Source organism: Acetomicrobium hydrogeniformans ATCC BAA-1850 (assembly GCF_000160455.2).
Classification (GTDB): domain Bacteria; phylum Synergistota; class Synergistia; order Synergistales; family Acetomicrobiaceae; genus Acetomicrobium; species Acetomicrobium thermoterrenum.
Genome location: NZ_ACJX03000001.1, coordinates 1,096,532 through 1,118,871, shown reverse-complemented (window position 1 = coordinate 1,118,871; position 22,340 = coordinate 1,096,532). Strand labels below are relative to the sequence as shown.

At 47.5% G+C, this 22,340-nt stretch carries 25 protein-coding genes; 2 read left to right on the top strand and 23 right to left on the bottom strand.

Annotated elements, in window-relative coordinates; translation table 11 throughout:
- Positions 1 to 11: 11 nt before the first annotated feature.
- From HMPREF1705_RS05375 to HMPREF1705_RS05265, 23 genes are all read right to left on the bottom strand, one after another.
- Complete coding sequence (locus tag HMPREF1705_RS05375) at positions 12 to 953, bottom strand: cob(I)yrinic acid a,c-diamide adenosyltransferase (RefSeq protein ID WP_009201827.1); 942 nt, start codon at positions 951 to 953, stop codon at positions 12 to 14.
- 21 nt (positions 954 to 974) lie between these two features.
- Positions 975 to 1,271, bottom strand: a complete 297-nt coding sequence (locus tag HMPREF1705_RS05370; RefSeq protein ID WP_009201828.1) for a EutN/CcmL family microcompartment protein — start codon at positions 1,269 to 1,271, stop codon at positions 975 to 977.
- Positions 1,268 to 1,585, bottom strand: coding sequence for a hypothetical protein (locus HMPREF1705_RS05365; RefSeq protein WP_040348275.1), 318 nt, complete (start codon positions 1,583 to 1,585; stop codon positions 1,268 to 1,270). The genes HMPREF1705_RS05370 and HMPREF1705_RS05365 overlap by 4 nt, the downstream gene beginning before the upstream one ends.
- Before the next feature lie 2 nt (positions 1,586 to 1,587).
- On the bottom strand, positions 1,588 to 2,244 hold the full coding sequence (locus HMPREF1705_RS05360; protein ID WP_009201830.1) for a hypothetical protein: 657 nt from the start codon (positions 2,242 to 2,244) through the stop codon (positions 1,588 to 1,590).
- On the bottom strand, positions 2,225 to 3,124 hold the full coding sequence (eutJ, locus tag HMPREF1705_RS05355) for an ethanolamine utilization protein EutJ (protein ID WP_009201831.1): 900 nt from the start codon (positions 3,122 to 3,124) through the stop codon (positions 2,225 to 2,227). Before eutJ ends, HMPREF1705_RS05360 begins: the two co-directional genes overlap by 20 nt.
- Positions 3,121 to 3,750, bottom strand: coding sequence for a PduL/EutD family phosphate acyltransferase (locus HMPREF1705_RS05350; RefSeq protein ID WP_009201832.1), 630 nt, complete (start codon positions 3,748 to 3,750; stop codon positions 3,121 to 3,123). Before HMPREF1705_RS05350 ends, eutJ begins: the two co-directional genes overlap by 4 nt.
- 49 nt (positions 3,751 to 3,799) lie before the next feature.
- Positions 3,800 to 4,114, bottom strand: coding sequence for a BMC domain-containing protein (locus tag HMPREF1705_RS05345; protein ID WP_040348276.1), 315 nt, complete (start codon positions 4,112 to 4,114; stop codon positions 3,800 to 3,802).
- Entirely contained in the window at positions 4,080 to 4,679 is a 600-nt protein-coding gene (locus HMPREF1705_RS11135; protein ID WP_009201834.1) for a BMC domain-containing protein, read from the bottom strand. The genes HMPREF1705_RS05345 and HMPREF1705_RS11135 overlap by 35 nt, the downstream gene beginning before the upstream one ends.
- Positions 4,680 to 4,697: 18 nt before the next feature.
- Positions 4,698 to 5,159: a glycerol dehydratase reactivase beta/small subunit family protein gene (locus HMPREF1705_RS05335; protein WP_009201835.1), complete on the bottom strand. Its 462-nt coding sequence runs from the start codon at positions 5,157 to 5,159 to the stop codon at positions 4,698 to 4,700.
- On the bottom strand, positions 5,156 to 6,991 hold the full coding sequence (locus tag HMPREF1705_RS05330; RefSeq protein ID WP_009201836.1) for a diol dehydratase reactivase subunit alpha: 1,836 nt from the start codon (positions 6,989 to 6,991) through the stop codon (positions 5,156 to 5,158). The genes HMPREF1705_RS05335 and HMPREF1705_RS05330 overlap by 4 nt, the downstream gene beginning before the upstream one ends.
- Before the next feature lie 27 nt (positions 6,992 to 7,018).
- Positions 7,019 to 7,552: a diol dehydratase small subunit gene (locus HMPREF1705_RS05325; RefSeq protein ID WP_009201837.1), complete on the bottom strand. Its 534-nt coding sequence runs from the start codon at positions 7,550 to 7,552 to the stop codon at positions 7,019 to 7,021.
- A gap of 24 nt (positions 7,553 to 7,576) precedes the next feature.
- The gene (locus HMPREF1705_RS05320) at positions 7,577 to 8,236 is read right to left on the bottom strand and encodes a propanediol/glycerol family dehydratase medium subunit (protein ID WP_009201838.1); all 660 of its coding nucleotides are present in this window, start codon (positions 8,234 to 8,236) and stop codon (positions 7,577 to 7,579) included.
- A gap of 13 nt (positions 8,237 to 8,249) precedes the next feature.
- Positions 8,250 to 9,920 (bottom strand): propanediol/glycerol family dehydratase large subunit, encoded by a 1,671-nt coding sequence (locus HMPREF1705_RS05315; protein WP_040348277.1) that lies wholly within the window; start codon positions 9,918 to 9,920, stop codon positions 8,250 to 8,252.
- A gap of 30 nt (positions 9,921 to 9,950) precedes the next feature.
- Positions 9,951 to 10,778, bottom strand: coding sequence for a propanediol utilization microcompartment protein PduB (gene pduB, locus HMPREF1705_RS05310; protein WP_009201840.1), 828 nt, complete (start codon positions 10,776 to 10,778; stop codon positions 9,951 to 9,953).
- Between the two features lie 23 nt (positions 10,779 to 10,801).
- Entirely contained in the window at positions 10,802 to 11,080 is a 279-nt protein-coding gene (locus tag HMPREF1705_RS05305) for a BMC domain-containing protein (protein ID WP_009201841.1), read from the bottom strand.
- Positions 11,077 to 11,529: a EutP/PduV family microcompartment system protein gene (locus HMPREF1705_RS05300; protein ID WP_057940749.1), complete on the bottom strand. Its 453-nt coding sequence runs from the start codon at positions 11,527 to 11,529 to the stop codon at positions 11,077 to 11,079. The genes HMPREF1705_RS05305 and HMPREF1705_RS05300 overlap by 4 nt, the downstream gene beginning before the upstream one ends.
- On the bottom strand, positions 11,529 to 11,873 hold the full coding sequence (locus tag HMPREF1705_RS05295) for a BMC domain-containing protein (RefSeq protein ID WP_040348279.1): 345 nt from the start codon (positions 11,871 to 11,873) through the stop codon (positions 11,529 to 11,531). Before HMPREF1705_RS05295 ends, HMPREF1705_RS05300 begins: the two co-directional genes overlap by 1 nt.
- 196 nt (positions 11,874 to 12,069) lie before the next feature.
- The gene (locus tag HMPREF1705_RS05290) at positions 12,070 to 13,665 is read right to left on the bottom strand and encodes a helix-turn-helix domain-containing protein (RefSeq protein ID WP_009201844.1); all 1,596 of its coding nucleotides are present in this window, start codon (positions 13,663 to 13,665) and stop codon (positions 12,070 to 12,072) included.
- A gap of 3 nt (positions 13,666 to 13,668) precedes the next feature.
- Entirely contained in the window at positions 13,669 to 14,877 is a 1,209-nt protein-coding gene (locus tag HMPREF1705_RS05285; RefSeq protein ID WP_009201845.1) for a PocR ligand-binding domain-containing protein, read from the bottom strand.
- Positions 14,878 to 15,155: 278 nt separating this feature from the next.
- Positions 15,156 to 16,568 (bottom strand): C69 family dipeptidase, encoded by a 1,413-nt coding sequence (locus HMPREF1705_RS05280; protein WP_040348281.1) that lies wholly within the window; start codon positions 16,566 to 16,568, stop codon positions 15,156 to 15,158.
- Positions 16,569 to 16,888: 320 nt separating this feature from the next.
- On the bottom strand, positions 16,889 to 18,430 hold the full coding sequence (locus HMPREF1705_RS05275) for an FGGY-family carbohydrate kinase (RefSeq protein WP_009201848.1): 1,542 nt from the start codon (positions 18,428 to 18,430) through the stop codon (positions 16,889 to 16,891).
- 42 nt (positions 18,431 to 18,472) lie between these two features.
- Positions 18,473 to 19,501 carry a 2-hydroxyacid dehydrogenase gene (locus HMPREF1705_RS05270; protein WP_009201849.1) on the bottom strand — a complete coding sequence of 343 codons (1,029 nt, stop codon included), beginning with the start codon at positions 19,499 to 19,501 and terminating at the stop codon, positions 18,473 to 18,475.
- 10 nt (positions 19,502 to 19,511) lie between these two features.
- Positions 19,512 to 20,156 carry an L-fuculose-phosphate aldolase gene (locus HMPREF1705_RS05265; protein WP_009201850.1) on the bottom strand — a complete coding sequence of 215 codons (645 nt, stop codon included), beginning with the start codon at positions 20,154 to 20,156 and terminating at the stop codon, positions 19,512 to 19,514.
- Positions 20,157 to 20,254: 98 nt separating this feature from the next.
- On the opposite strand from HMPREF1705_RS05265, the gene HMPREF1705_RS05260 reads away from it, so the two are divergent.
- Positions 20,255 to 21,466: a Tm-1-like ATP-binding domain-containing protein gene (locus HMPREF1705_RS05260; protein WP_057940748.1), complete on the top strand. Its 1,212-nt coding sequence runs from the start codon at positions 20,255 to 20,257 to the stop codon at positions 21,464 to 21,466.
- A gap of 18 nt (positions 21,467 to 21,484) precedes the next feature.
- Positions 21,485 to 22,321 carry a phosphoenolpyruvate hydrolase family protein gene (locus tag HMPREF1705_RS05255; protein WP_057940747.1) on the top strand — a complete coding sequence of 279 codons (837 nt, stop codon included), beginning with the start codon at positions 21,485 to 21,487 and terminating at the stop codon, positions 22,319 to 22,321.
- Positions 22,322 to 22,340: the final 19 nt, after the last annotated feature.

Genomic DNA, 22,340 nt, shown 5'->3' with positions numbered 1-22,340 from the left:
AAAGATCCCCCCTAACGCTCCCACGCTCTGACCATGGCTTCGGCAACGCTTACATCTTGCTCAACAGATCCTCCGCTTACTCCAACTGCACCTACAATCTCCGCACCATCCTTCAGCAGCAGACCCCCACCGAATACCACCAGCTCGGGGTCATTTTGAAGACCGTAAAGATCCTTGCCCGGTTGCACTAAGCGAGACAATGCCTCAGTGGACATCTTCAGCTTTATGGCGGTAGAGGCTTTTTTGGGCGCAAGACCCAGACTGACTTGAAGAACGCCCTCCATTCTCTCGAAAGCAATCAAAAAACCGTAGGAATCACAAACTGCCATGGCCATCGGAACTCCTATCTCTTGTGCCTTTCTGCGCCCTTCATTTATCAGTTCGCGCGCCCGCTGTGCATCAAGGCCACTTATGTCTTTGTTCATTTTGGTCACCACCAATTTTGTAATTTTTCTTATAGCGCTCTCCCAGTAGGCCGAAACAGCCAGGACATATATATAATCGGAAAGCCTATTCAGATATCTATAGGCCTCTCCGTCGATTAAATTGGACTCAAGGGATTTAAGACCTACTCTTTCGGCCCTTCTTGCAAATGCCCTCGCAAGGTGAAGAGCTGCGCTTGTTTCATCGTCTCCGGGAAGAACGAATTTATTATAAAAAGGGTATTCGCTGATAAGATGATCGATACGTCTTTCCAGTTCGGTTGACGACACCCTTCCTTTGTCAGCCTTCCCGCGAGCAATGTAAGCCATGACCTCTATCAATTCAGCCTGAAGTTCTGCAATCCAATTCGAAACCTTAGAAGGTGCCTTTGATTGAGCAATTCCCAAAGCAGAGGTCACTTCATCCAAGGTGCCGTTTAAGATGATCCTCGGATCGTCCTTTCTGACCTTGGTACCATCGTAGAGAGACGTTTCTCCCAAGTCGCCCCTTTTGGTATATATTCTCACCATAACCCTCTACGGCTCCTGCACCTATTCGTCGTAAAACACGTCAACGGTATCGATAATTCCCACGATGGCGTAGTCAATTGGAGCATCTATTACTCCAGTAGCGTTTCTGGCCGAGCTACCCGAACAGAGAAGGACCGTCTCTCCCACACCTGCGCCCACAAGATCAACGGAAACTTCGACGCGACCGTCGCTACGGGCAATCGCAAGTTTTCCATCCTTTGTCGGTTCCAGAAATTGAACAAGCAGCAATTTATGGCCTACAAGCCTTTCATCTTTACGGGTCGAAACAATTTGACCTATCACCTTGCCCAGCTTCACAGCAATTTACCCCCACTCTTTAAAGCTTCAAGAGCCCTTTCCACTTCGCTCACAGACCCGACAATAGCTACAGCCGGCATGTGCTGAGGACAATTTCCCATTACCTCAAATGCCTCTACTGAAGCGATGTCAGTAGCTATATCTACAGCAGCTATCGTCTGTGCTACCATTCCCTGCAATAGCAAAACTGCGCCCCACTTCACTCTGTTGAGCAGCTCCTTTTGATCAACAGGCATACTTTTCATAATTCGGTTCATCAAAATCCTCTTACATGAAGGGGAGGGTGCAACTATGAGCTCCCATTGAAGGGCCATCGTCATCTCTCCTCCACTTTAATGCCGAGAGACCGGAGTCTGTCCAAAGCCTCATCGGTCAAGCGAGTCTTCTTGCCCAAAAGCACTTTACAAACGCCTGACAGGCGATCTGCTATTTCACACCAACTTATCCAGCCTTCCTCTTCGACATACAAGGCTTTGCTGACCCCATCTTCTTTTCTAACGAATTCATCGCCCGCAATTACAGCAATGCCCTTTTTGGAAAGTTTCAATAAAATATCTTCAAAGGTGCCTTTCTTCGCTGCAGTCGTTTCCGGATGACACTTGACGGAGCCAATATGGAGTACGACCGGCATGCCCTTTTCAAGGCAACCATCGACGAGCAACCCAGCAGCAGAATAGGGGATTCCCAAATATATTTCGGAAATCAGCTGCATGGAGGCCATCGGTATCGCCAAGGCCGATAACGTAGCAGATTCACGCCGCGGGTCTTCCAGGGATTCCACGAAATAACAGGGATTATTGTCGACTTTAAACACCTCGGAAAAATTCTCTGGCACATAATGTACCCATGTTACCTCGTCACATGATTGCCATTGATACATTTTGGGGCCTTCCGAAGACCATAGAACCCCTACCCTGGGCATAAATACCCTTTTCATCACGATATCGCATACGTTACTTACAATATCCCCCATGACATCGCCTCCACAGGCATTCAGCAATTCCGCTAGGGGTCACAACCAATGGATATGGAGCCAAGGTAGCCTCAACTCCCAACACCTTAGATATAACTTCCGAGGCACCTTGCATATTTGCTCCACCGCCAACAACTACGACCGGTACTCTCCCGAGAAAGCCGCTTTTGGTAAGATGGTCCTTTGCAATCAAACCCATCTTTTCAAATACGGGACGGACTATATTAAAGACTTTTTTATGGGAATTTACGTCACGTTTTAACCTTTCGGCTTCGTCGAAGGATATGCCCAAAGCACCGGCAATAACTAACGTTACATGGGTACCCCCTGTTGGCTCGTCAGCAGAATACACCACTTCATCATCTGAAATCACTGCTATGCCCGTCGTACCTCCGCCTATATCTATTATTGCTCCCCTTTTTAAACCCAAAGCTACCGCCGCAACCACGGGTTCTTCGTAGAGGCCGAGGCATGAAAATCCCAAGGCCTCTACCACATTAGCACACACTTCGGCAGTCCTTCTGGAGATCCCCGGCGGGTAGGCCGATGCGCCCACTCCGGGAAATTCATCGATTCCCAAACGCTCTCTCAATGCCATCAGGCAACGTTCCATGCCATCGATGGCGGCAATATAATCCACTATTACGCCATCGCGTATGGAAGAACGGGAGTCGTATAAAGCAGCGGTAACAGGCTGACCCCGCTCATTCAATGCGACAAGCTTCATGTTAGTGGTGCCCAGATCGAAGCCGAGATAAAGCTCCTCCCAATCTGCCAAAGGCTCGCTGCAGCCTAAGGCTTGATCGATAGATGCAAGCTTACCTAGGACATTTTCGTCGATTAAATCACCATGCAAGACGCTTTGATTTCCGTAAGTCATACCAAAACCCTCACGTAATCTCCTGTTTTCAAGCCACAGGCATTTGCCTCATCTATGTCCACATGAAACTCGCTCACCATATTTGGACCTACTCTAACCCACACCCTTTTGAAAATGAGCCCTCGATCTCCCCCCACCTCCACGTCTACCTCCATGCCGTCTTTTAGGCCAAGCGTTTCTGCTTCTGAGGGAGAAAGGTGCATATGACGCCAAGCCATGCCTACGCCTTTCTTTAAAACTATGTGCCCATTTGGTCCGATTACGACAAGGGGAGGGCAGGGTTGAGATGACCCGCTCTTAACCAGAGGTATGTCGATATGCAACTTTCTAGCATCTGAAGGCGCCATCTCAACCTGCGTGTTTTTCCTGGTAGGCCCCAAAATGCGGACGTTTTCCAATACCCCGCCCGCTGTGGCCAAAGTAACCGTCTCCTTACATGCATATTGCCCCGGCTGACGAAGATCGCGGACTTTGGTCAACATATAATCTTCACCAAACAAGATCTTGACATCCACTTCCGTAAGATGAATATGACGATTGCTAACTCCGGCTACAACCTGCGTCGGATCTGTGTCAAGCCTGTCCAATAATCTACGGACAACCTCCCTCACCAGAGCTTCATCCATAATTAACACATCCTCTTAGATAGCATTTTCTCTTTGCAAAGCAATCAAACTAATCGCTTTGCACATCAATTGGCTCGGTCTTAGGAGCCTCTTCATGGGGTAATATGCCCTCGGTATCTGTATGCGGTCTTGGGATGACATGGGACGACACGACTTCTCCCACTCTCGATGCAGCGGCCACTCCTGCATCGACAGCTGCTTTTACCGCTCCAACGTCACCTCTTACCATGACGGTCACCAATCCAGCTCCTGAAAACCTCTGTCCCGCCAAATGGACATTTGCAGCTTTTACCATGGCATCCGCTGCCTCTATAGCACCGATAAGTCCTCTAGTTTCGATCATTCCCAGGGCTTCCTGAGTCATGAGTTTCCCCTCCCTTGTTATTTACATTTACGTTTCGACTGCCTCTTTTCTGCGTCCTCTTCGAGCTTGTTTTGCTTGATCTCTTCCCTCTGTCCTGCTCCGGTTTTATAAAATCTTCTTTAACTTCGGTAGCTTCGGCTTTTAATTCTTCATCATGCTTCGGAGGTGTAGCCCGATCTACTTCGTCCTCAATCTCTTTTTCATCTGAAACGATTGGCTCGCTCTTTTCTGCCTTTTTGCTAGGAAAAAGCGAATCAAGCCACTCCTCTGACCCCAAGGTTGCTTTGTTATAAGCCAATGTCTCACCAATTCCTCGTCCGGGCCTTGGGATAACATCAATTGACCATACTCGATTGACCCCTTCGGAGGCAGCTTTAGCGGCAGATAGGGCAGCTTTCACTGCACTTACGTCTCCTGCAATTTTTACCGTCATCATGCCGCCTTGAGAATTTTCTCGACCTATCAGGGTAATATTTGCGGCTTTTAAAGCAGCATCTGCAGCAACTACGGCCGCCACCAACCCTATTGTCTCTATGAACCCCAAGGCTAACTTAATATCCTGCACACTGGGGATCCCCCTTTCCTAAGCCAAACCCATTTGTCGCAAAACTTTAGCGATTACTGCCGCAACCTCTTGTTCGCTCGCCTGTACGCGGGCCTTACCCTTATTGAAAGTGCTCTTGGCTAATTGGGGCATTGGGGGCAGGGGAAGGCCTTTGACCAAACGTGCTGCTGCCTGCCCCAACCAACGAAGCGCTCCTCCGTCCTCGTGATAAATTAATGGCTTTCCCGGATCGAGATTTGCTAAGGTTAAGGCACACCCCTCTTGAGTAACGCCTATTCCGACCCGCAAACGGGATCGATTTGCTGCTTCCCATGCGAGCTTTTTGGCATCTCCCTCCATGACATCCCATGCCAGAGGAACCCCCTCTTCTTCGGCACCGATACCCACCTCGCCGGCAATAGACCTGGAGGACTCGTCAAGCAACAGCACAATCGTCGGTCGTTCCTCTTTCATCTCGCCCAATCTACCGCACCAAGTCATAAAGCCTTCCTCCCAGCGCTCGATAGAACAAGACCGGTCGCCACAGCATTGCGCGGCCCTAAACTACCCCTGATATTCCCTCTCCCGGCAACGACGGAATACTTGGCCAATTCTTCCGTGATCATGCTTGGAATTTCGAAATCCAGGGCTGAACCTCCGACGAGCACCACAAAATCTATGAGACGTATATTTTGTGCCGGGGCGACACGCTTTAAAGCCCTTAAAGCATTTGTCACGAAGACCTCTTTCTTCGCTTTCCTCCTTACATCCCTGATCTTTTCGATAGATGTATCCAACAAAATCGGACTTAAAAAGTCCTCCTTTATCATCAAGGCAACTCTACCGAATAGCTCGGGAGCCAGAGGCTTTTCAAAAAACCTCACCGTTCCATCCTCGAGGCGAACGTGGAAAACACTTTCGACCTTGCATAGAGGATGTTCCTTAATGTTCTCGACTAACTCCATATCATCTATGCCCAATTCGCTGGAAATTATGGTGTTAACCATGTTACCCGCGCCCGCCAGATGAATGAGTTCTACCTGACCATTGGAGCGGAGCAGTGAGGCATCGGTGCTGCCAGCACCCAAATCCAAGACCGCCAGAGGAGCATCCGTTCCGGGAGTGGTCAATGCTCCCAAAACTGCCATTTCGGCCTCAACCCCTCCGATTTCGACTTTTACGCCCATATCGGACTCTATTGCAGAGGCCAATTTTTGCATTGGCAGCTCCTGGGCTTCTACCATTACGGCCAAAGCCACTCCGGTTTCCATGGCAAATTCCTCTGCCAAGCCTCCCACGACTCTCTGAGGAACCATTGTATCGACTGCCAATAGATCTTTTATGTGTATCTCCCCCAGAGGCAAACCCGTCAATTCCGACATGGTCTTACGAACCCGCTCCATCATTCCTCCAACGTTGGTGCCTGGTTGGCCAAAAATATCAGTAATGGGCCAATTAGCATCGACAATTTCCATGATCGCCTCGGCGCCTTCGTCAATGTTGATGCTCCTCTTGCCCGTTGGACCTAGGATATACAGCTCTCCGGCTGGAATACGCCTTTCCTTCACCTCGCCCAAGGGTGTCCGTATCACAACGGCTGACCTGTTGCCTATTAGGGCTTTGGCAACGGGAACGATCTGACGAGTTTCATCGGAAGACAAACCAAAAATAGTTGCAATACCGTAAGGATTGGACAAAAGTTCCACAGATCTTCCCGGAGGAGCTACCTCCACACAGCACTGCATGCCCAAAGGAACACGATCGATTGCCTTGACTTCGTCGACAATAGGAATAGTTTTATTGATCCGGTTTGCTATAAGCACTCCGTCGTCTGACTGGCAAATAACCCCATTGACGGCTATTCCACGAGATAAGGCTAGATTGATCATGTTTGCAGCCTCTTCAAAACTAACGCTTTCTGGAATGACAACTACCACAGGATCTTCAGGCTTCGTCTTTTCGAGATCGTAAATCGATATCGTCCTTCCAACGCCAATCCCAACTCCACCCGGCGTCGATGGATTATGACCAATCATCGTTGACTCGGTAATGATCGTTTCGGTAATAGTCTCCATTGCAACGTCTCCGATCACAGGAGCAGCCTTGTTCAATCGTATTATGTCGATCCTTTTGAAATCTTCATGCGGCCATCCCGCTTGCTCCAAAGCAAGAGACAGAGCTCGGCGAACACCGGTTACGTTCTGCAATGTTCCCTTTATTCCCGTAGTATAGGCAATAGAGGAAGAGATAAAGTCCACCGAGCCATCTTCCACTCGCGCAAGGGCCACTTCAGTAGTAGCATTTCCTATGTCAACGCCAGCAATAATAGGCACTGAAGACCCTCCTTTTTAACTGTGCCGCTATTCCGGTATATCGCCACGTAAAAGTTTGCGTCGCTCGTAAACAGAGACCGCTTCTCTAACGAAGGTGGCACATGCCGTTGCGTTATATTTGTTCTCAAGCTCATCGGCAATTGCTACGAGTTCTTCCTTGGTCGATCTATGTGGTCTTAGTGCGTTATAGATCTCCAACACCCTTTCATCAGGCACTTTCGTCAATTCGGCAGCTCTTCTTAAATTTGATGCCACCTGACGCCTTCCGGCCGACTCTGCTATTTCCGCCTGCATCAACAAGGCTTCCGGAGCAATTCGAAAGTCCTCAAAGGTAGCCTTGCCCTGTAAGACAGCATCTAAGGTGAGTTCGCTAAAGGCATTGCCCCTTGGACTCTTTATAGTGTCGGGCTTTTTGGAACCTAAGGGATAATCCTTTACGGAAAGGCTCCCTTTTTGTCCCGTGCTTTCTTTTGGAGTGGGGGCCTTTTCTTCTCCTCCCGAAGAACTCATACCCTTTAAAACCTCTTTTACCAGTTCAGCTATCATTTCTTCATTAAGCATTTGAGCCAACTTTAACGCCCCCTCTTATTCGAAACGAACTTCAAGCTCCATCGGTGACTTGGAGCGGTCTAAATAGCGCACTTCTTTATTGTGTAATAGTGCTGCAATACCCTGATAACGAGGACGAGCCATGGGATCGTTTCTTGTCGGCACCGGAGTGGGGTGTTCCCCTTTAGCATATTTCGCCGCATTGCGGCCTATTGCCCTGAAAACTTCGGCATCGAGAAGGGGTGCCTGGGGAAAAAGTTCTAAATTGTTCAGTGGGTTTAGATCCCGTTGATGTATGACCGTCGTGCCCCTGGACAATATACCGATACCTATGCCCGAACCGGACAACTTAGCGCCCTGGTGAGCTATGAACCCCACATCGGCAGTGTGATATACGCGCACAAGTCTTGGTTTAAGACCTTCTTCTTCAATACCCGCAAAGACCTGCCTCAAAACCTCGCTATGAGGGACTTCCACTATCGTTTCGGTAAACACGGTTCCAAAGGCCGGAGGGATGGCAACTACCACTTCCTTTGGATCAGTCCCCTTCTTAGCCACACCAACCTCCACTAAAGTCATTTTCCCTCCCCTTTGAGGCAGGGTGGCCGTGGGGGAAGACGTCTTGGCCTGCTCTCCCATTACTTCTTGTAAAACTTCCGCTATTACCTTTTTAATCAATTCTTCGTTGACCTGCATTGTCTTCCCCTCCCTATACGTCCTCGGGCCTTATCGCCCAGGGGATTTCCTTTATTTCCTTCCAACGCTCTTCCGATATTCTGTAGCCCGTGCCGGGGCCCTGGTAATCGTTGGGATCATTAACGGAGCTATAAACAGTACCATCACGATCTATCCAGGCTGAAGTCTGCAGATAATCGCCGGAAACCCGCTGGCGCATCATCATTACGATAGCTTCAGCTATATCTCTGAAACCCCTTTGAGCTAGTATTTTAACAATGTCGATGCCGTTTATACCCTCGTTCAAAAGCCTTTCCGCCGCCCTCAAGTCCTCGGTCACGTTTCTGTCGGGCAGATCATTGCTTCCGTTAGCATAAGTTGCAGCTTCGACTTCGGCATCGGTTATGGGTGGAAATCCCAGCGCATCGTAAACGGCCTGGAGCGCTCTTGCAGCCTTATTGCGGACAGCGACTACTTCTTCTTCGGAGACAGGCTTATTACCACCGTCGACCTTGAAATCACGCTGAATAGCCAGATAGTCGTCCATATCCTCAATATCCCAGTTGGAACCGGCAAACATGTTGTCGTAATTGGGTACGGCTGAATAACCGGAGAAGATGAGATCTGTCCCAGAGAAAAGCTGAGGTATGGTGCGTGCAGTTCGTCTCAAGTCCGAATGCGAGAAGGTCTGGTCGTTACCTGAAGCAACTTCCATATCAAGCGTCACGGTGATTAAGTTTTCTGCCGCAACGGCCCTTAAGCCGCTTGGAACGGCTCCGGGAACTCCTATGCAGGAGATGGATCCATTCTGCAGACCCTGCACTCCGGCGCCTTTGGTTATCATAACGCACCTGGTTTCAAGATATAGCATGCTTTTCCCCTCGGCTGCACCCATCTGAACCTCTGAACCGGTGCCGCTAGTGAAGCGCATTTTCAGCCCTCGACTTGCATAGGCAGATGCCAAAAAAGCTTTAGACCAAGGCGTATCGTCCCCGTCTATAAACACGCTTTCGGTGCCATATACGGATACCGTTTCAGCGTAACTCGTAAGTCCTCTCATTCCTATTTGTAGTTCGAAGGCCTCTTCAAGAGCGCATTGGGTGAGCACCCCTGGCCTGCCGGTCTGAGAACCTATCAGCAATGAGAGCGCGTTTAAAGGAGCATATCGATTCACGCCCACCGTTGTTTCCAGTTCCACAAATCCCCTCAAAGCTCCTTCAGCGGCATCGGCAGCAAGCTGTACAGGATGATCCTTTGCACTCGTGATGTGAGCCTGGTTTGCGGGAGTCTTGCGGGATCTCATTTTAGATATGCCCATCATTATTTCGACGATGTTCAAACAGTCCATTACGTTGTTTATCTTGGCCGGCGTCAAACCCTGAAAGATCTTTGTGACTTCATTTCTCGATACATTTGGATCCACCAACATCTTCGCCAATTCTACATCACTTTTTGCCATGGCTTGCGGAGCTATCTCGGTATCGATAGCATAATTAGCAATGAACTGCTCTATCATGTCGAAGTCATCGCGTTTTTTGCCATCCATTTCGGTAATTTTGCCGTTTTCGATCTTTATTGACGGAACTGGGTCATTGGGGCTTCCCATCGCATAAAGTCCTACATCCACCCATTCGGCAATAAAACCGTCTTTATGTACCGGCCTATTGTTCAGTACTTCAAATCTTTTGCTCTTCTTTTCAGCCAATTTGTTCGCCCCCTCCGTATTCGACAATCCCTAAATGTAAGGGGTCGTAGCCGATTTAGGCTCAGCACCCATTGCGCCAAGCAGCTTTTTACCTATCGTTCTTGCCGCTATCAAAGCCTGCCGAACGGCTCCGGAATCACCCGTGAAAGTTATAACTACTTCGTTCGTAAGGGATAATCCTTTTGTAGGCGACAAGTAATCGATCAAATCAACTTCAGCGGCCTTTAAAGCCGCATCGCTCATGACGAAACCAATGCCTGCAGGAGCTCCCACTATTAATCCGAAGGCCCTTCCGACAGGCGCGTTGAAGGCTTTATTGCAGGCATAGCTGGCCCTGGCAGTATATTGAAATTCAAGATGTCCTGCGTCATTCGCATAAACATCTCCGAAGGTGCGGCGCAAGTCCTTCAAAGCCACCTCAATGGCTCTCCTTGCATCGGATACGTCTTCCGCCCCGAAAATTATCAACGATCCGTGACCGGCTCCACCTTTGGTATCCCTGGGAAGCTCTATGGACACTATCTCGGTATTGGTAGCTTTTACCGCTTCATCGGCAGCCATTATTTGAGGCCCTGCACCTGTTCTGCCCGAAAAGATCCCCACGGATCTGAACTTTTTGTCTATGCCCAACTTTTCGTGAAGCATAGGCTCAACGTTGGCCACGACCAAGCCGATGGTGTCGCCCTCGGAGATGCCAACGTATTCGGTAACGCCAACGACACTCTTCTGTACGCTCACATTTGGCGTTTCACACTTCTCCTTTTCTTGCGTAGCCTTCTCGGGGGTTACGACAGTGCTGCCGCTTCCGAGGCGTTTCATAACTTCGTCCATGACCTTTTGCATGATATCTTGTTCCATCAATCACACCTCCACAAGGTGGCTTAGCCCAGTTTAGGCAAAAGCTTCTCGGTATCGCTGTGTGGCCTTGGAATGACGTGAACTGAAACTATCTCGCCTACACGTTTCGCCGAGGCCGCTCCCGCATCAACCGCTGCCTTCACCGCTCCAACGTCACCGCGAACCATTACGGTAACCAGGCCCGAACCAATTTTCTCGTAGCCGATAAGTCTGACGTTCGCTGCTTTGACCATTGCATCGGCAGCCTCGATGGCTCCGACCAGTCCCTTTGTTTCGATCATACCCAACGCTTCTCCATTCACGGTCTTACACACCTCCTGATGGACTTTTCAATTTTTTGCTTTAAAGCAGCTATCCCTTCTCCTGTTAAGGCAGAGACGCAAACCACCTCCTCAACTCCCGCTTCCGCCAAAAACTTTTTTGCAATTTTTATCCGATCTTCATTGACTAAATCCGCTTTGCTTATAACTCCGATGACCTTAGACCTCAGAGACTTAGTAAAACGGGAGGGAAACTGTCTTAAATTTGTGGGGTCAATTAAAAGGAGTATTATTTGTGAACGCGAAGAAACCGTAATTAATGCATGATAAAAACGAGGTAGATCAAAAAATTCACCGGGCGTATCAATTGCCTTGCCGGAAAATTGAAAAAAGGGCGTTTTGCGAAGGGGCCTTTCATCTTCCAGCAACTTTAAGGCCTTCAACAGCGTTGTCTTGCCGGCACCTGACGGCCCGATAACCATGACACACATTATGTAAAGGTGACCTCGGCAGGAAAAAACCCAAGCGCATCCTTGAGGGAATTAACAGCTGTGCTTAGGGCATTTTCCACGGAGGCAACTTCGCCCGTAAGGATGACACAACCAGTGAATCTATCCACAAACTCCACGTTTACGGCAGAGGATTTACTCGCTATGTCGGCAGCTATTATGGCACCCTCGCCGGGGGTAATTGTCATGATGCCTATCGCTCCAGCCCTGTCGATACCCACTTTCTGACAAAGGTCTCCCTTTGGATTTCTTATAATATGCGCCAAAGTGACTTGTTTGCCGGGGACGTATTCCTGGATAACTCTTAAACGTTCGCTACCCTCCACTTGAGCACCCCCTATACCATGTATTAGTAAACTAGGAAAGCAATAATATTGCATTAAAAGCAAATAACTCATTTTTGATCAAATTTTGTGCTAGCGCATACGACAAAGGACCTGAGATGCTCTTCCTCAGGTCCTTTTACTAAACTTTTGTTTTCTTGCTCATATTTCTATTACTGAAAAAACAATTCATCCGGCATCAGGTGCCATCTTTTAAAAAGGGAAGTGATTTCTTGTATTCACTTGGGGAATAACCAACCATTTCCTTAAAGAGGGTGCTGAAGTAAGCGATATTTTCATATCCCACAGCGGAAGCTGTCTCGGTGACGTTGTATCCCATTGCAAGTAATTTCTTAGCGCGTTCTATGCGCTTTTCTTTTATGACATCAATAAACCTCTTGTTCAAGACCCTTCCGAACATCCTGCTCAAATGGCTGGGGCTAACATATACGTGTTGGGCAACTTTGGATAAATTAGCCTCGCCCAAATTTTCCTCAATGTACGTTAAGGCCTTTTGAATCAATACCAATTCCGGATCTTTTACACTCTGCCTGACCCTCCACGCCTCTTCGAGGGAGATAAAAAACATGTTTTTTAGGTCGACGAGGCTCCTGACCGGTATCATCATATCCCTAACCTGCCTTCTGGCCCAAGTCTTGATAGCCTCTTCGTCGCATTTCAGATCTAAAAGCAACTGACATATTTGACCTAAATAGCCTCCAAACAGCAATCTTACAACTTCTACGTTGGCCCTTGTTACTTCACATTGAGATAAAAGAGAGAACAACCTGTTGACTCCCTCGTTTACAAGTTGCAATTGCCCATCTCTTATACCTTCCAAAACGACCGAAAATGATTCGTTGAAATCAATTTGGCCGGCATCCGTTTTTACCTTTTCCACTTTGGGCTTAAGTTGCCCGTATATGAAGTTCCCAAAACCCTCTAAAATGCTTTCTTCCAGCGTCTCTTCCAAACTGGGTAGAATCTCCGAAATTTCGTTTAAATCTCTGATTTTCCCCATATAAACGATATTGCAATGGATATCGTTTTGTAAAGCCATGTCGAAAACTTTATACGCAACTGTCTCAGGACTTTCCAAGGGAGCATTAAAAAATATGAGAGTTATGTAATGAACCCAGGGTACCAAAAAAACAGACTCCCCCAAGGTTCTTTGAAGTTCTCCCAAAAGGGTCAGCTGAGGCCACTGGTTCTCCTCTACATCTGATGTACCCAAAGCTACCACTCCAAAGACATGCAACTCCCTTGTAGGTAAAAATCCAACTTCCCTAGCCACGTTTTTGAGCCCCTCGGTAATCTCTTCGCCGTTAATTATGCTCTGCATCATCAGGGATGCCACGAAGTTCTTGTTATCCAATATAAACTTTTTCAGCCTCAACAGTTGTTGGGACGTTCTGTTGGCTTCCTTTATTTCATCTATCGCTTTGCCTATGGCGTCGCAAAGAGCTTCATCCTTGATCGGTTTTACCAAAAAAGCATTTACGTTTAGCCCCACAGCCTGCTGGGCGTATTCGAAAAAATCGTAGGCAGTCACAATTATAACCTTGCCCTGAAAACCTTCGCTTCGCAGCTTTCCCAGTGATGTCAAAGTGTTTCCGCCGGGAACCTTTATATCGAGCAAAACCACGTCAGGATTCCACGAACGTACCTTATTTTCAAAATCCACCGTATTAGAAGCCTCGTCCAATTCCAAGTAGACAGGAAAAGATTTGAGCCTTTCGACCAGTGCGCGTCTTTCCAGCGGCTCATCCTCAACGACGAGTATTTTCCTGGACATGACCTAATCCTCCACAGATGGTAAGCTTAGACTTACTTTCGTACCGACTTCTGGTTCGCTCCATATATCGAATAATGCCTCTCTTCCGTAAAGTAATTTAAGCCTCTCTTTAACATGGGAAATACCCACGCCCTCGGATATTTCGTCCAAGGAACAACCGACTCCGTTGTCCTCTATGGTGATCTCCAGTTTCTTATTCTCAATCTTGGCGCTTATGCAAACCAATCCCGGTTTGAGAGAAGGCTCGATCCCATGAACAACGGCATTTTCAACTATTGGTTGAAGTATTAAAAAGGGAATCTTGCACGATAAAGCCTCAGGCTCTATGTCTAAAATATATGAAAAACGATCGCCAAATCTGACCTTTTGTATGGCTAAATACTGTTTCAGGCACTCGATCTCGCTTGAAAGGGGGACCATTTCTTCCCTGGATTGCCTTTTCAGTATATATCTTAAATAGTCAGCGAATTGGACAGTAAGTTCTTGTGTTTGAGGAGCTCCTTCGAACATTGCCAAGCGAGACATGATATTTAAAGTATTAAACATAAAATGAGGGTTTAACTGGTTTTGGAGGGCCTTGAGCTGAGTCATTTTCAAGTTCCTTTCAAGCATCTCCTTGTCGCGCTGAGCTGTGACCAACTCCATAGTCCTGTGCAGCAGCTTGCTTTCTATCAAATGGCGCTCGCATAACTCTACGACGTGAGAAGCCATGACATTTAAGAGATTCATGGCATTCATTACGGTTGACTCGTCTACAACGGGAAGAGCCAAAAAATCATTGACCCAATCGTCCAATTCATCGGCGCTACATGGCCAAAGGGGAGCTATTTCGCTGCGAACCTCCTCCTCTGTATAGGGCCTGAGTAACACCTGGCCGCACAATAACGTGCCTACCAATCTACCTTCGATCATGAGCGGACTTGCCATATCGATCAACCCGCAATGGCATCGATAAACCAGAGGACCTCCCGAATCTAGGGCATGTAGACCTCCCCAAGCATCGCTTTTTTCGCAACCGCACCTACCTTCGGGGTGAGAGCGAAGCCTCCGACAAAAGGCACAAAAATTGCTGGGTATCGTCAGCGCAGTTCCGTCAGTAGCAGCTATCACGGCACCAACATGCATAGCCGCGGCAAATCTGTCTACCAGATCTTTGAGTTTTTCCAGCTCGACTATCTCATTCCACCATTCATAGGAACCATAACTCGCCATCTTATCGTCTCTCTAGAAATCGCTAACATTATCTTAATTGCTATATTTAATTATAACTTATCATTTTCCTCTTCCAAAAGTTCTTTTATACAATGACAGTGTCAAATTCCTGTAAGATTCTAGAAACACGCCCCATAACATATCCAAAGGACTTGGTCTGCCCTTGTTTGGCTTTCTTTATAGCCAAATATCTTTCTCTACAATTAACTTCCAAAAGCCTCCTGAGCGCTTTTTAGAACTATTTCATATTATTTAATATTTATCCGCAAGCCATGACATCATGATGAAAAATTATGTAGTAGTTTTTCCAATACACTTACCACTCTCTTCACACATTGGGCTGTAAACTGATCAAAGATTTCGGCTCTGCCCTTCTTGTCGTTGCCACCAATTCGTTGTGCTCTTTCAATTATTTCGGGTACTTCCTGCTCAAAAGAAGACTCTAATTCGTCGAAATACGATCGCACAACAGGATTTCTTTCGTCGTAATATCCTGGCAAGCTCGCTATTGGATCTCCTTTAGTAAGGTCCATCAACCTTCTAAAAAGCCACCAATAGGACTTAGGGGAAAAACTGTCTTCGGTCGCACTGACAGGAGGAGTTAATACCTTTCCAAAAGAACCTGCCTCGCTTACAGTTTCTGGCAACGCCGATCCGTCCACGAAAAAGGGGACATAACAGCTATTGCAGGGAGGTCCCGGAGCCCACCAAAAAACAGGTATATCATCGTCATTTTTAGGAAGCACAGCAACACAGGAACTTGAAGTATTGCCCCACGTAAATCCAGTAGGAGAAACATGCATACATATACTCTGGAAATCTGGATCAGCTGCGTCAAAATATGGACCTTCTAAAAATGTTCCCTCATAGTGATCTCTCGCTATTGTCTTCATGACAGATAAATCGATCCTGCCATAACTCTGTTTAAGTATATCTCTGCTTCTTTGTGCCCTAATGTGTGAAACCTGTCTTGAATTCATATCATCGATATACGCCCTGGCAAAATCAAAAGATCCTCTTAACTTTTCAGGCCACCACTTCATCATAATAGCATAGTCCACGATATCCGATGAACCTGCATCCCAATGATTTCTTATCGATGGCTCATTAGATATCGAAGCAATCCCGCCAATAACCCTTCTGGCCACCCATCTTTTACCGACTGTCTCTACAATCCATGCTTCTTTTCTATCTGCAACTATATAGGAATTATCATAACCTCCCTGAACATGATCCTGGGAAGGAACGCCGGAACCGAACTGGCCATGCTCTTCCACCAATTTTCCTATCACATAAATAGCTTCTTCTGCACTTATAGCCCTTTCTAATGCTAAACGTACAATATCCATCCCCGTCAAACCAAGATCGGGCCCTTTGCCAATCTGGTACTTTTTAGCTGAATCCCTAAACCCTTTGGTAAATATGGCTTCATTGCCAATCACAACACCATACTCGTTTATCCCCTCTTCATATCCCCAACACCAATAAGGGCTCGAGCCCAAGGTTGTTAAGGTCATATCAACCTGTGGAATTGAAATATATTCTAATTGTATGGCGCTACCCCTTGGCCACTCACGGCTAGAATGAAGAACTAGGGGTTGACAATCGAAAAAAGGACGGTCGCTGTTTTTCCCAAATATTACACTGCCCGAAGCTGTTGCATCTCTTAAAGCCACCCAAGTATCACACACGGTTATCTCTCCTCTCTATTGGTCTAGCTTTTATATACAAAAAGGTGTCGAATGGTTAGAATATCGACAAAACTCCCTTAAAACGAACTTCCATAGCATCACAGAACCTCACCGTGGGCAATATTTCAAGCAGTATGAAAACACTCCGATGGCAAGAGCTCTAACACCATCTTTTTGTATATATTTCTGCCAAGTAATTCTTGTTATATATTTTCTCATCGCTTCATTCATACATTCATGCGATCTCGCTATTTTTGAAGGGACAAAAGGAAAGGCACTTGAGATATCCCCTTTTGTCCCTTTGACAAATAATTTCAAGGTTAGAAACGTTGTGTCAGTATGTCCTGCAAAAGATCCCAATCGTCCCACACGTGTTCATACAACCGTCGATACAACGTATAAAAGGCCCTTGCCCGTTTCGTCTTCTCCACATCTGGCTGGTATTGTCTCTCTAATTGGACTGTTTTATTGACGGCATCCTCGATATCTTTGTATAAACCGACAGCTATCCCTGCGACTAAAGCCGTACCCTTGGCTCCGAACTCGGAACCTTTAGGCACTTCCAGGGGAAGCCCGGTCATGTCCGATAGAAGCTGACACCAAAAGGCACTTTGGGCACCGCCCCCCGATATCCTTACTCGATTTACCTTCATGGGGATGTATTGATAACAGTCCATCATTGAAAATCCCACGCCCTCATATACCGCTCTTACAAGATTGTCTCTATTGTGAGTAGCGGTGATCCCGAAAAACTGGGCTCTGGCAGTGGGCTTGACAAAGGGGGCTCTTTCGCCGCTAGCGCTAAGGTAGGGATGATATACCACTCCTCCGGCTCCTATCTCAAGCTTTTTCACGTGCTCTTCTATCACATCGTAGAAGGACATACCTCTTTCTGCGGCTTCCTCTTCGTAGGGCCTCCCCACCTGCGCCAAAATCCAATCGAGGTTGGGCGTTCCCATCATGACTCCCATGGCCCTCACCCACAGTCCGGAAAATCCGTGACACATTGTAAATCCAACGTTCATCGGCTCTATATAAGGACCGTCCATTACTACCTCGTTAAAGCATGTGGTACCAATTATGGAGCAGGCATCGCCAGGGTGTATAGCACCCACGCCGGTAGCCGTGGCGATCACATCGAAGGGTCCTCCTATTACCGGTATGCCCGACGGAAGCCCTAGAAGCGAAGCCGCCTCTTGGCTAAGGGGTGCATGATTTTCAAGGGGAGCTTTTACAGGGGGAAGTAAATATTCATACTTTAAGGTCCCGTACATCTTCAACAATTCTTCCGAATATCTGCGTTTAGCTATATCAAAATGCGGAACACATCCGTCGGTCTCATCTGTAGTGATTTCACCGGTTAATTTGTACTTTAGCCAATCCTTGCAGTACAAGGCCCATCGCGATCTTGTCAAAGACTCCGGTTCGTTTTCGTCGAGCCATTTAATTATTGCAGCCTGAACCCCAGAAAAAAGAACGGAGCCCAAAATCTTATAGGCCTTATCGCTTATGCCCTCCGCTTGCCATCTTGCAATTAAATCTCCCGCTCTTCCGTCTGACCATAAAATGGCAGGACGCACCGGATTGCCCTTTTCGTCAATGAGCCAACACCCATCTCCTTGTCCCGTCACTCCCATGGCGCATACCTGTTTGCCGGGGACGCCGCTTTTTGTGACGGCCTCTTTAATAGTTTTGACTACGGCTTCCCATACTTCGTTCATATCCTGTTCGTCCCAATTTGGCCTTGGGTTTAACACAGCAGTCCTTTGCCTAGCCACTGCCAGCTCATTGCCCTCTTCGTCAAAAACCACGCTTTTGACCATAGATGTGCCCGCATCGATCCCTATCAAAAACTTTTTCATCCCTATCCCTCCTCACTCGGTTTTCACTAAAGATCAAGCGAATCAGCTAAATATTTCTTTATTGACGCAATTTTTTAGCTCTCCCTTATCAAAATACAAATAAAGCGATCCGGCGACCGTTTCAATGCCCCTGATCGCACTTTTTTGCGACGCCCCTGCGATGTGGGGCGTCAACAGGACGTTATCCAGCTTCGTCAAAGGATGATCGGGGGGCAGCGGTTCGGGATCAAACACATCTAAAGCGGCACCCTTTATTTTCCCCTTCGCCAAAGCTTCGTAGAGGGCATCGTAATCCACTATGCCGCCTCTTGCCGTGTTGACGAAATAAGAAGTGGACTTCATCAAGTTAAATTTACTTCCATCCATCATCTTCTCCGTCTCGGGGGAAAGCCTGACATGCAAACTGACCACATCTGCCGTCTTCAAAAGCTCCTCAAAACTTGTGCTTTTGTGTCCTTCTTCTTCAATAATTGAAGGCGTTACATAGGGATCGTAAACTAAAACTTGGCATCCAAATAGGGAAAACATCTTTGCGACGTTACGCCCTACTTTTCCGTAGCCCACTATGCCGACAGTAAGATCGGAAAGTTCCGGGCCGACCTTGTCGTAAAGATATAGGTCGCCCCTCCATATCCCACGTTTTAACTCATAGTGTCCTAAAGCCATGTTTTTCATCAAAGCCAGCGTTGCGCCAACAGTAAATTCGACCACTGCCGATTCGTTTCTGCCGGGACTATTGAAAAGCGGAATTTTCATTGAGGTACAAGCTTTTATGTTGACGTTGACGGGACCTCCCCGTGTACACGCAACTGCCTTTAGTTTTGAAGCAGCTTGTAATAAAGCTTCGGTAACGGGCGCCGTATCGACTACTAAGACATCTGCATCCTTGACTAGAGGCATCAGCTCATCAGGGGTGCCAGAACACTCTTTTACTTCATCGGTATCGTAAAATGGTTCGTTGGGCCAAGGGACTTCGTGTTCGACAAATTCCGCATCGGGAAAATACTTCCTAAACACATCTACGAAGAGAAAGCTTTTTACGAAGCCATCTCCTACAACTAGAAACTTCATCTCGCATCACTCACTTCTGCCCATAGGTCTTAAACTTTTCCAACATCAGATCCATCTCATCATCGGAGAGTATCGTCGGTTCACCAACGCACTTGGCCCTATAGTAGATTTCGCAAACCATCTCAATTATCTCTGCGATACCGAAGGCAGAAGGCATATCGGGGCCAACGGCTATAAGGCCATGATTAGCCAACAGAACGGCGTTGTATTCTTTGCCCATCGTATTATACGCAGCGTCGGCTATCTCCTGCGTGCCGAAGGTAGCGTAGGGTGCACAGGGGACCTTCTTTCCCGCATAGGCTATAAGGTAACTGGCGGGAGGCACATCCCAACGCAAGGTTGCTATGGTAGTGGCAAACATGGAGTGCGTATGGACTACAGCTTTTACGTCTTCTCTGTTCTGATAGAAAATCAGGTGCATCCTCCATTCGCTCGAGGGTTTTCTAAAGCCATCGACTACTTTGCCATCAAGATTCATTAAAACGATATCCTCAAGCTTAGTCTCGAAATAATCCATCCCACTGGGAGAGATGGCCATTAAACCTTCTCTTTTATTAAAAACGCTTATGTTTCCTCCCGTCCCTTTGGTAAGTCCGGCCGTTATGAGTTTTTTGCCATAATCCACTAATAAGTTTCTTTCTTCATTCAAAAGCAATTCACACCACTCCTTCTCGAGTATTTTTTTGGAGCTTTATAACATATAATAACACTACCACCTTAAGAAAAAACTATAACAGGAGGGCGGTGAAACAAATGGCAAAAAATGTGGTCATGATAGGCGCACTGGATACAAAGGGTGAGGATTACGCCTTTGTCAAGAAAAGAATCGAAGCGGAGGATTTTAAAGTTATCGTCGTAGATATAGGGGTGATAGGCGATCCTTCTTTCAAACCTGACATAGATGCCGATAGTGTAGCAAAGGCAGGCGGAGAAAGTTTAGCTTCTTTAAGAGGAAAGGGCGACAAAGGCCTCGCCATGGCGGTTATGACAAAGGGTGCTGCTGAAATCGTGAAAAAGCTTTTTAAAGAGGGGCAACTTGACGCCCTATTTGGTATGGGCGGATCCGCAGGAACGGCCATAATATCTGCTGCAATGAGAGCTCTCCCCCTCGGAATTCCAAAGGTGTTAGTATCTACTGTGGCATCGGGCGATACTAAGCCTTACGTCGGGACCAAGGACATAGTAATGATTCCTTCAATTGTAGACGTAGCGGGAGTGAACGCGATAAGCGCAGGCGTCTATTCCAGAGCAGCAGGAGCCCTCACGGGAATGCTCGAAACTGAAGTCCCCGAAGTCGCAACCAAACCATTGATAGCAGCCTCCATGTTCGGCAATACGACCCAGCTGATCAATCAATGCAAGGAGATAATGGAAAAAGAAGATTACGAAGTCATGGTGTTTCACTCGACCGGCACCGGTGGAATGACAATGGAAGACTTGATCGAAAACGACTATTTCGTGGCAGCTCTGGACTTGACTACCACGGAGTTGGCCGATGAGCTCTGCGGAGGAGTGATGTCGGCGGGCCCGAAGAGGCTTACGACAGCAGGCTTGAAGGGCATCCCTCAAGTCGTAGCACCCGGATGTCTTGATATGGTGAATTTTTGGGCCATCGACACAGTTCCCGAAAAGTACAAAAAGAGAAAACTTTACCCATGGAATCCGAATGTAACCTTGATGCGTACCACTCCTGAGGAAAACGCCAAACTCGGAGAGATAATGGCTCAAAGGCTGAACCATTCAAAGGGACCGACCGCGATCTTCTTTCCTCTAAAGGGCCTATCGCAACTTGACTCGCCGGGAGGAGAATTTTGGTGGCCCGAGGCAAACGAAGCGCTCCTTAAGTCATTGAAGCAAAATTTGAGAAAAGACATTCCCCTTATCGAAATCGACGCCAACATAAATGACCCAATATTTGCCAAGGCCGTGACGGACAAAATGTATGAGTTTTTATCAGGTAAATAAATCTGGAGGTGAATAGAAATGCCATTCATAACAAGAGAGGAAGCCTTGAAAAGGTTGCGTTCAAACGTAGCTGCAGGAAAACCAATAGTGGGCTGTGGTGCGGGAACCGGGATTTCCGCCAAGTTTTCGGAGGCCGGCGGAGCTGACTTAATCATAATATACAACTCGGGCAGATATCGTATGGGAGGAAGAGGATCGTTGGCAGGGCTTCTCCCCTATGGCGACGCAAACGGCATAGTCGTGGAAATGGCTTCTGAAGTTCTTCCCGTCGTAAAAAACACCCCCGTTTTAGCGGGAGTATGCGGAACCGATCCCTTCAGGCTCATGAAAGTATTCCTAAAAGAGCTCAAGGAGATGGGTTTTGACGGCGTTCAAAACTTTCCGACTGTAGGACTGATCGACGGAGTCTTCAGGCAGAATTTGGAGGAAACGGGAATGGGCTACGACCTTGAGGTTAAAGCAATTGCAATGGCCCACGAATTGGATATGCTCACCTGCCCCTACGTCTTCGATGCCGAACAAGCCATCGCCATGACAAAGGCAGGCGCTGACGTTATAGTTGCCCATATGGGGTTGACCACAAAGGGAAGCATAGGAGCCAAGACAGCTTTGACCCTCGAGGAAGCAGCAAAACGCGTTCAAGACATACATGACGCAGCGAAATCGGTCAACCCGGATGTAATGGTAATATGCCACGGAGGACCCATCGCTGAACCCGAGGACGTCGAGTACATATTCGCCCACACCAAAGGCATCGTGGGATTCTTTGGCGCATCGAGCATGGAACGCATACCCGTAGAAAGAGCTATAAAAGAACAAGTAGAGCGCTTCAAATACCTAAGGATAAACGCCTGATTCAGGCTCTATCGATAGC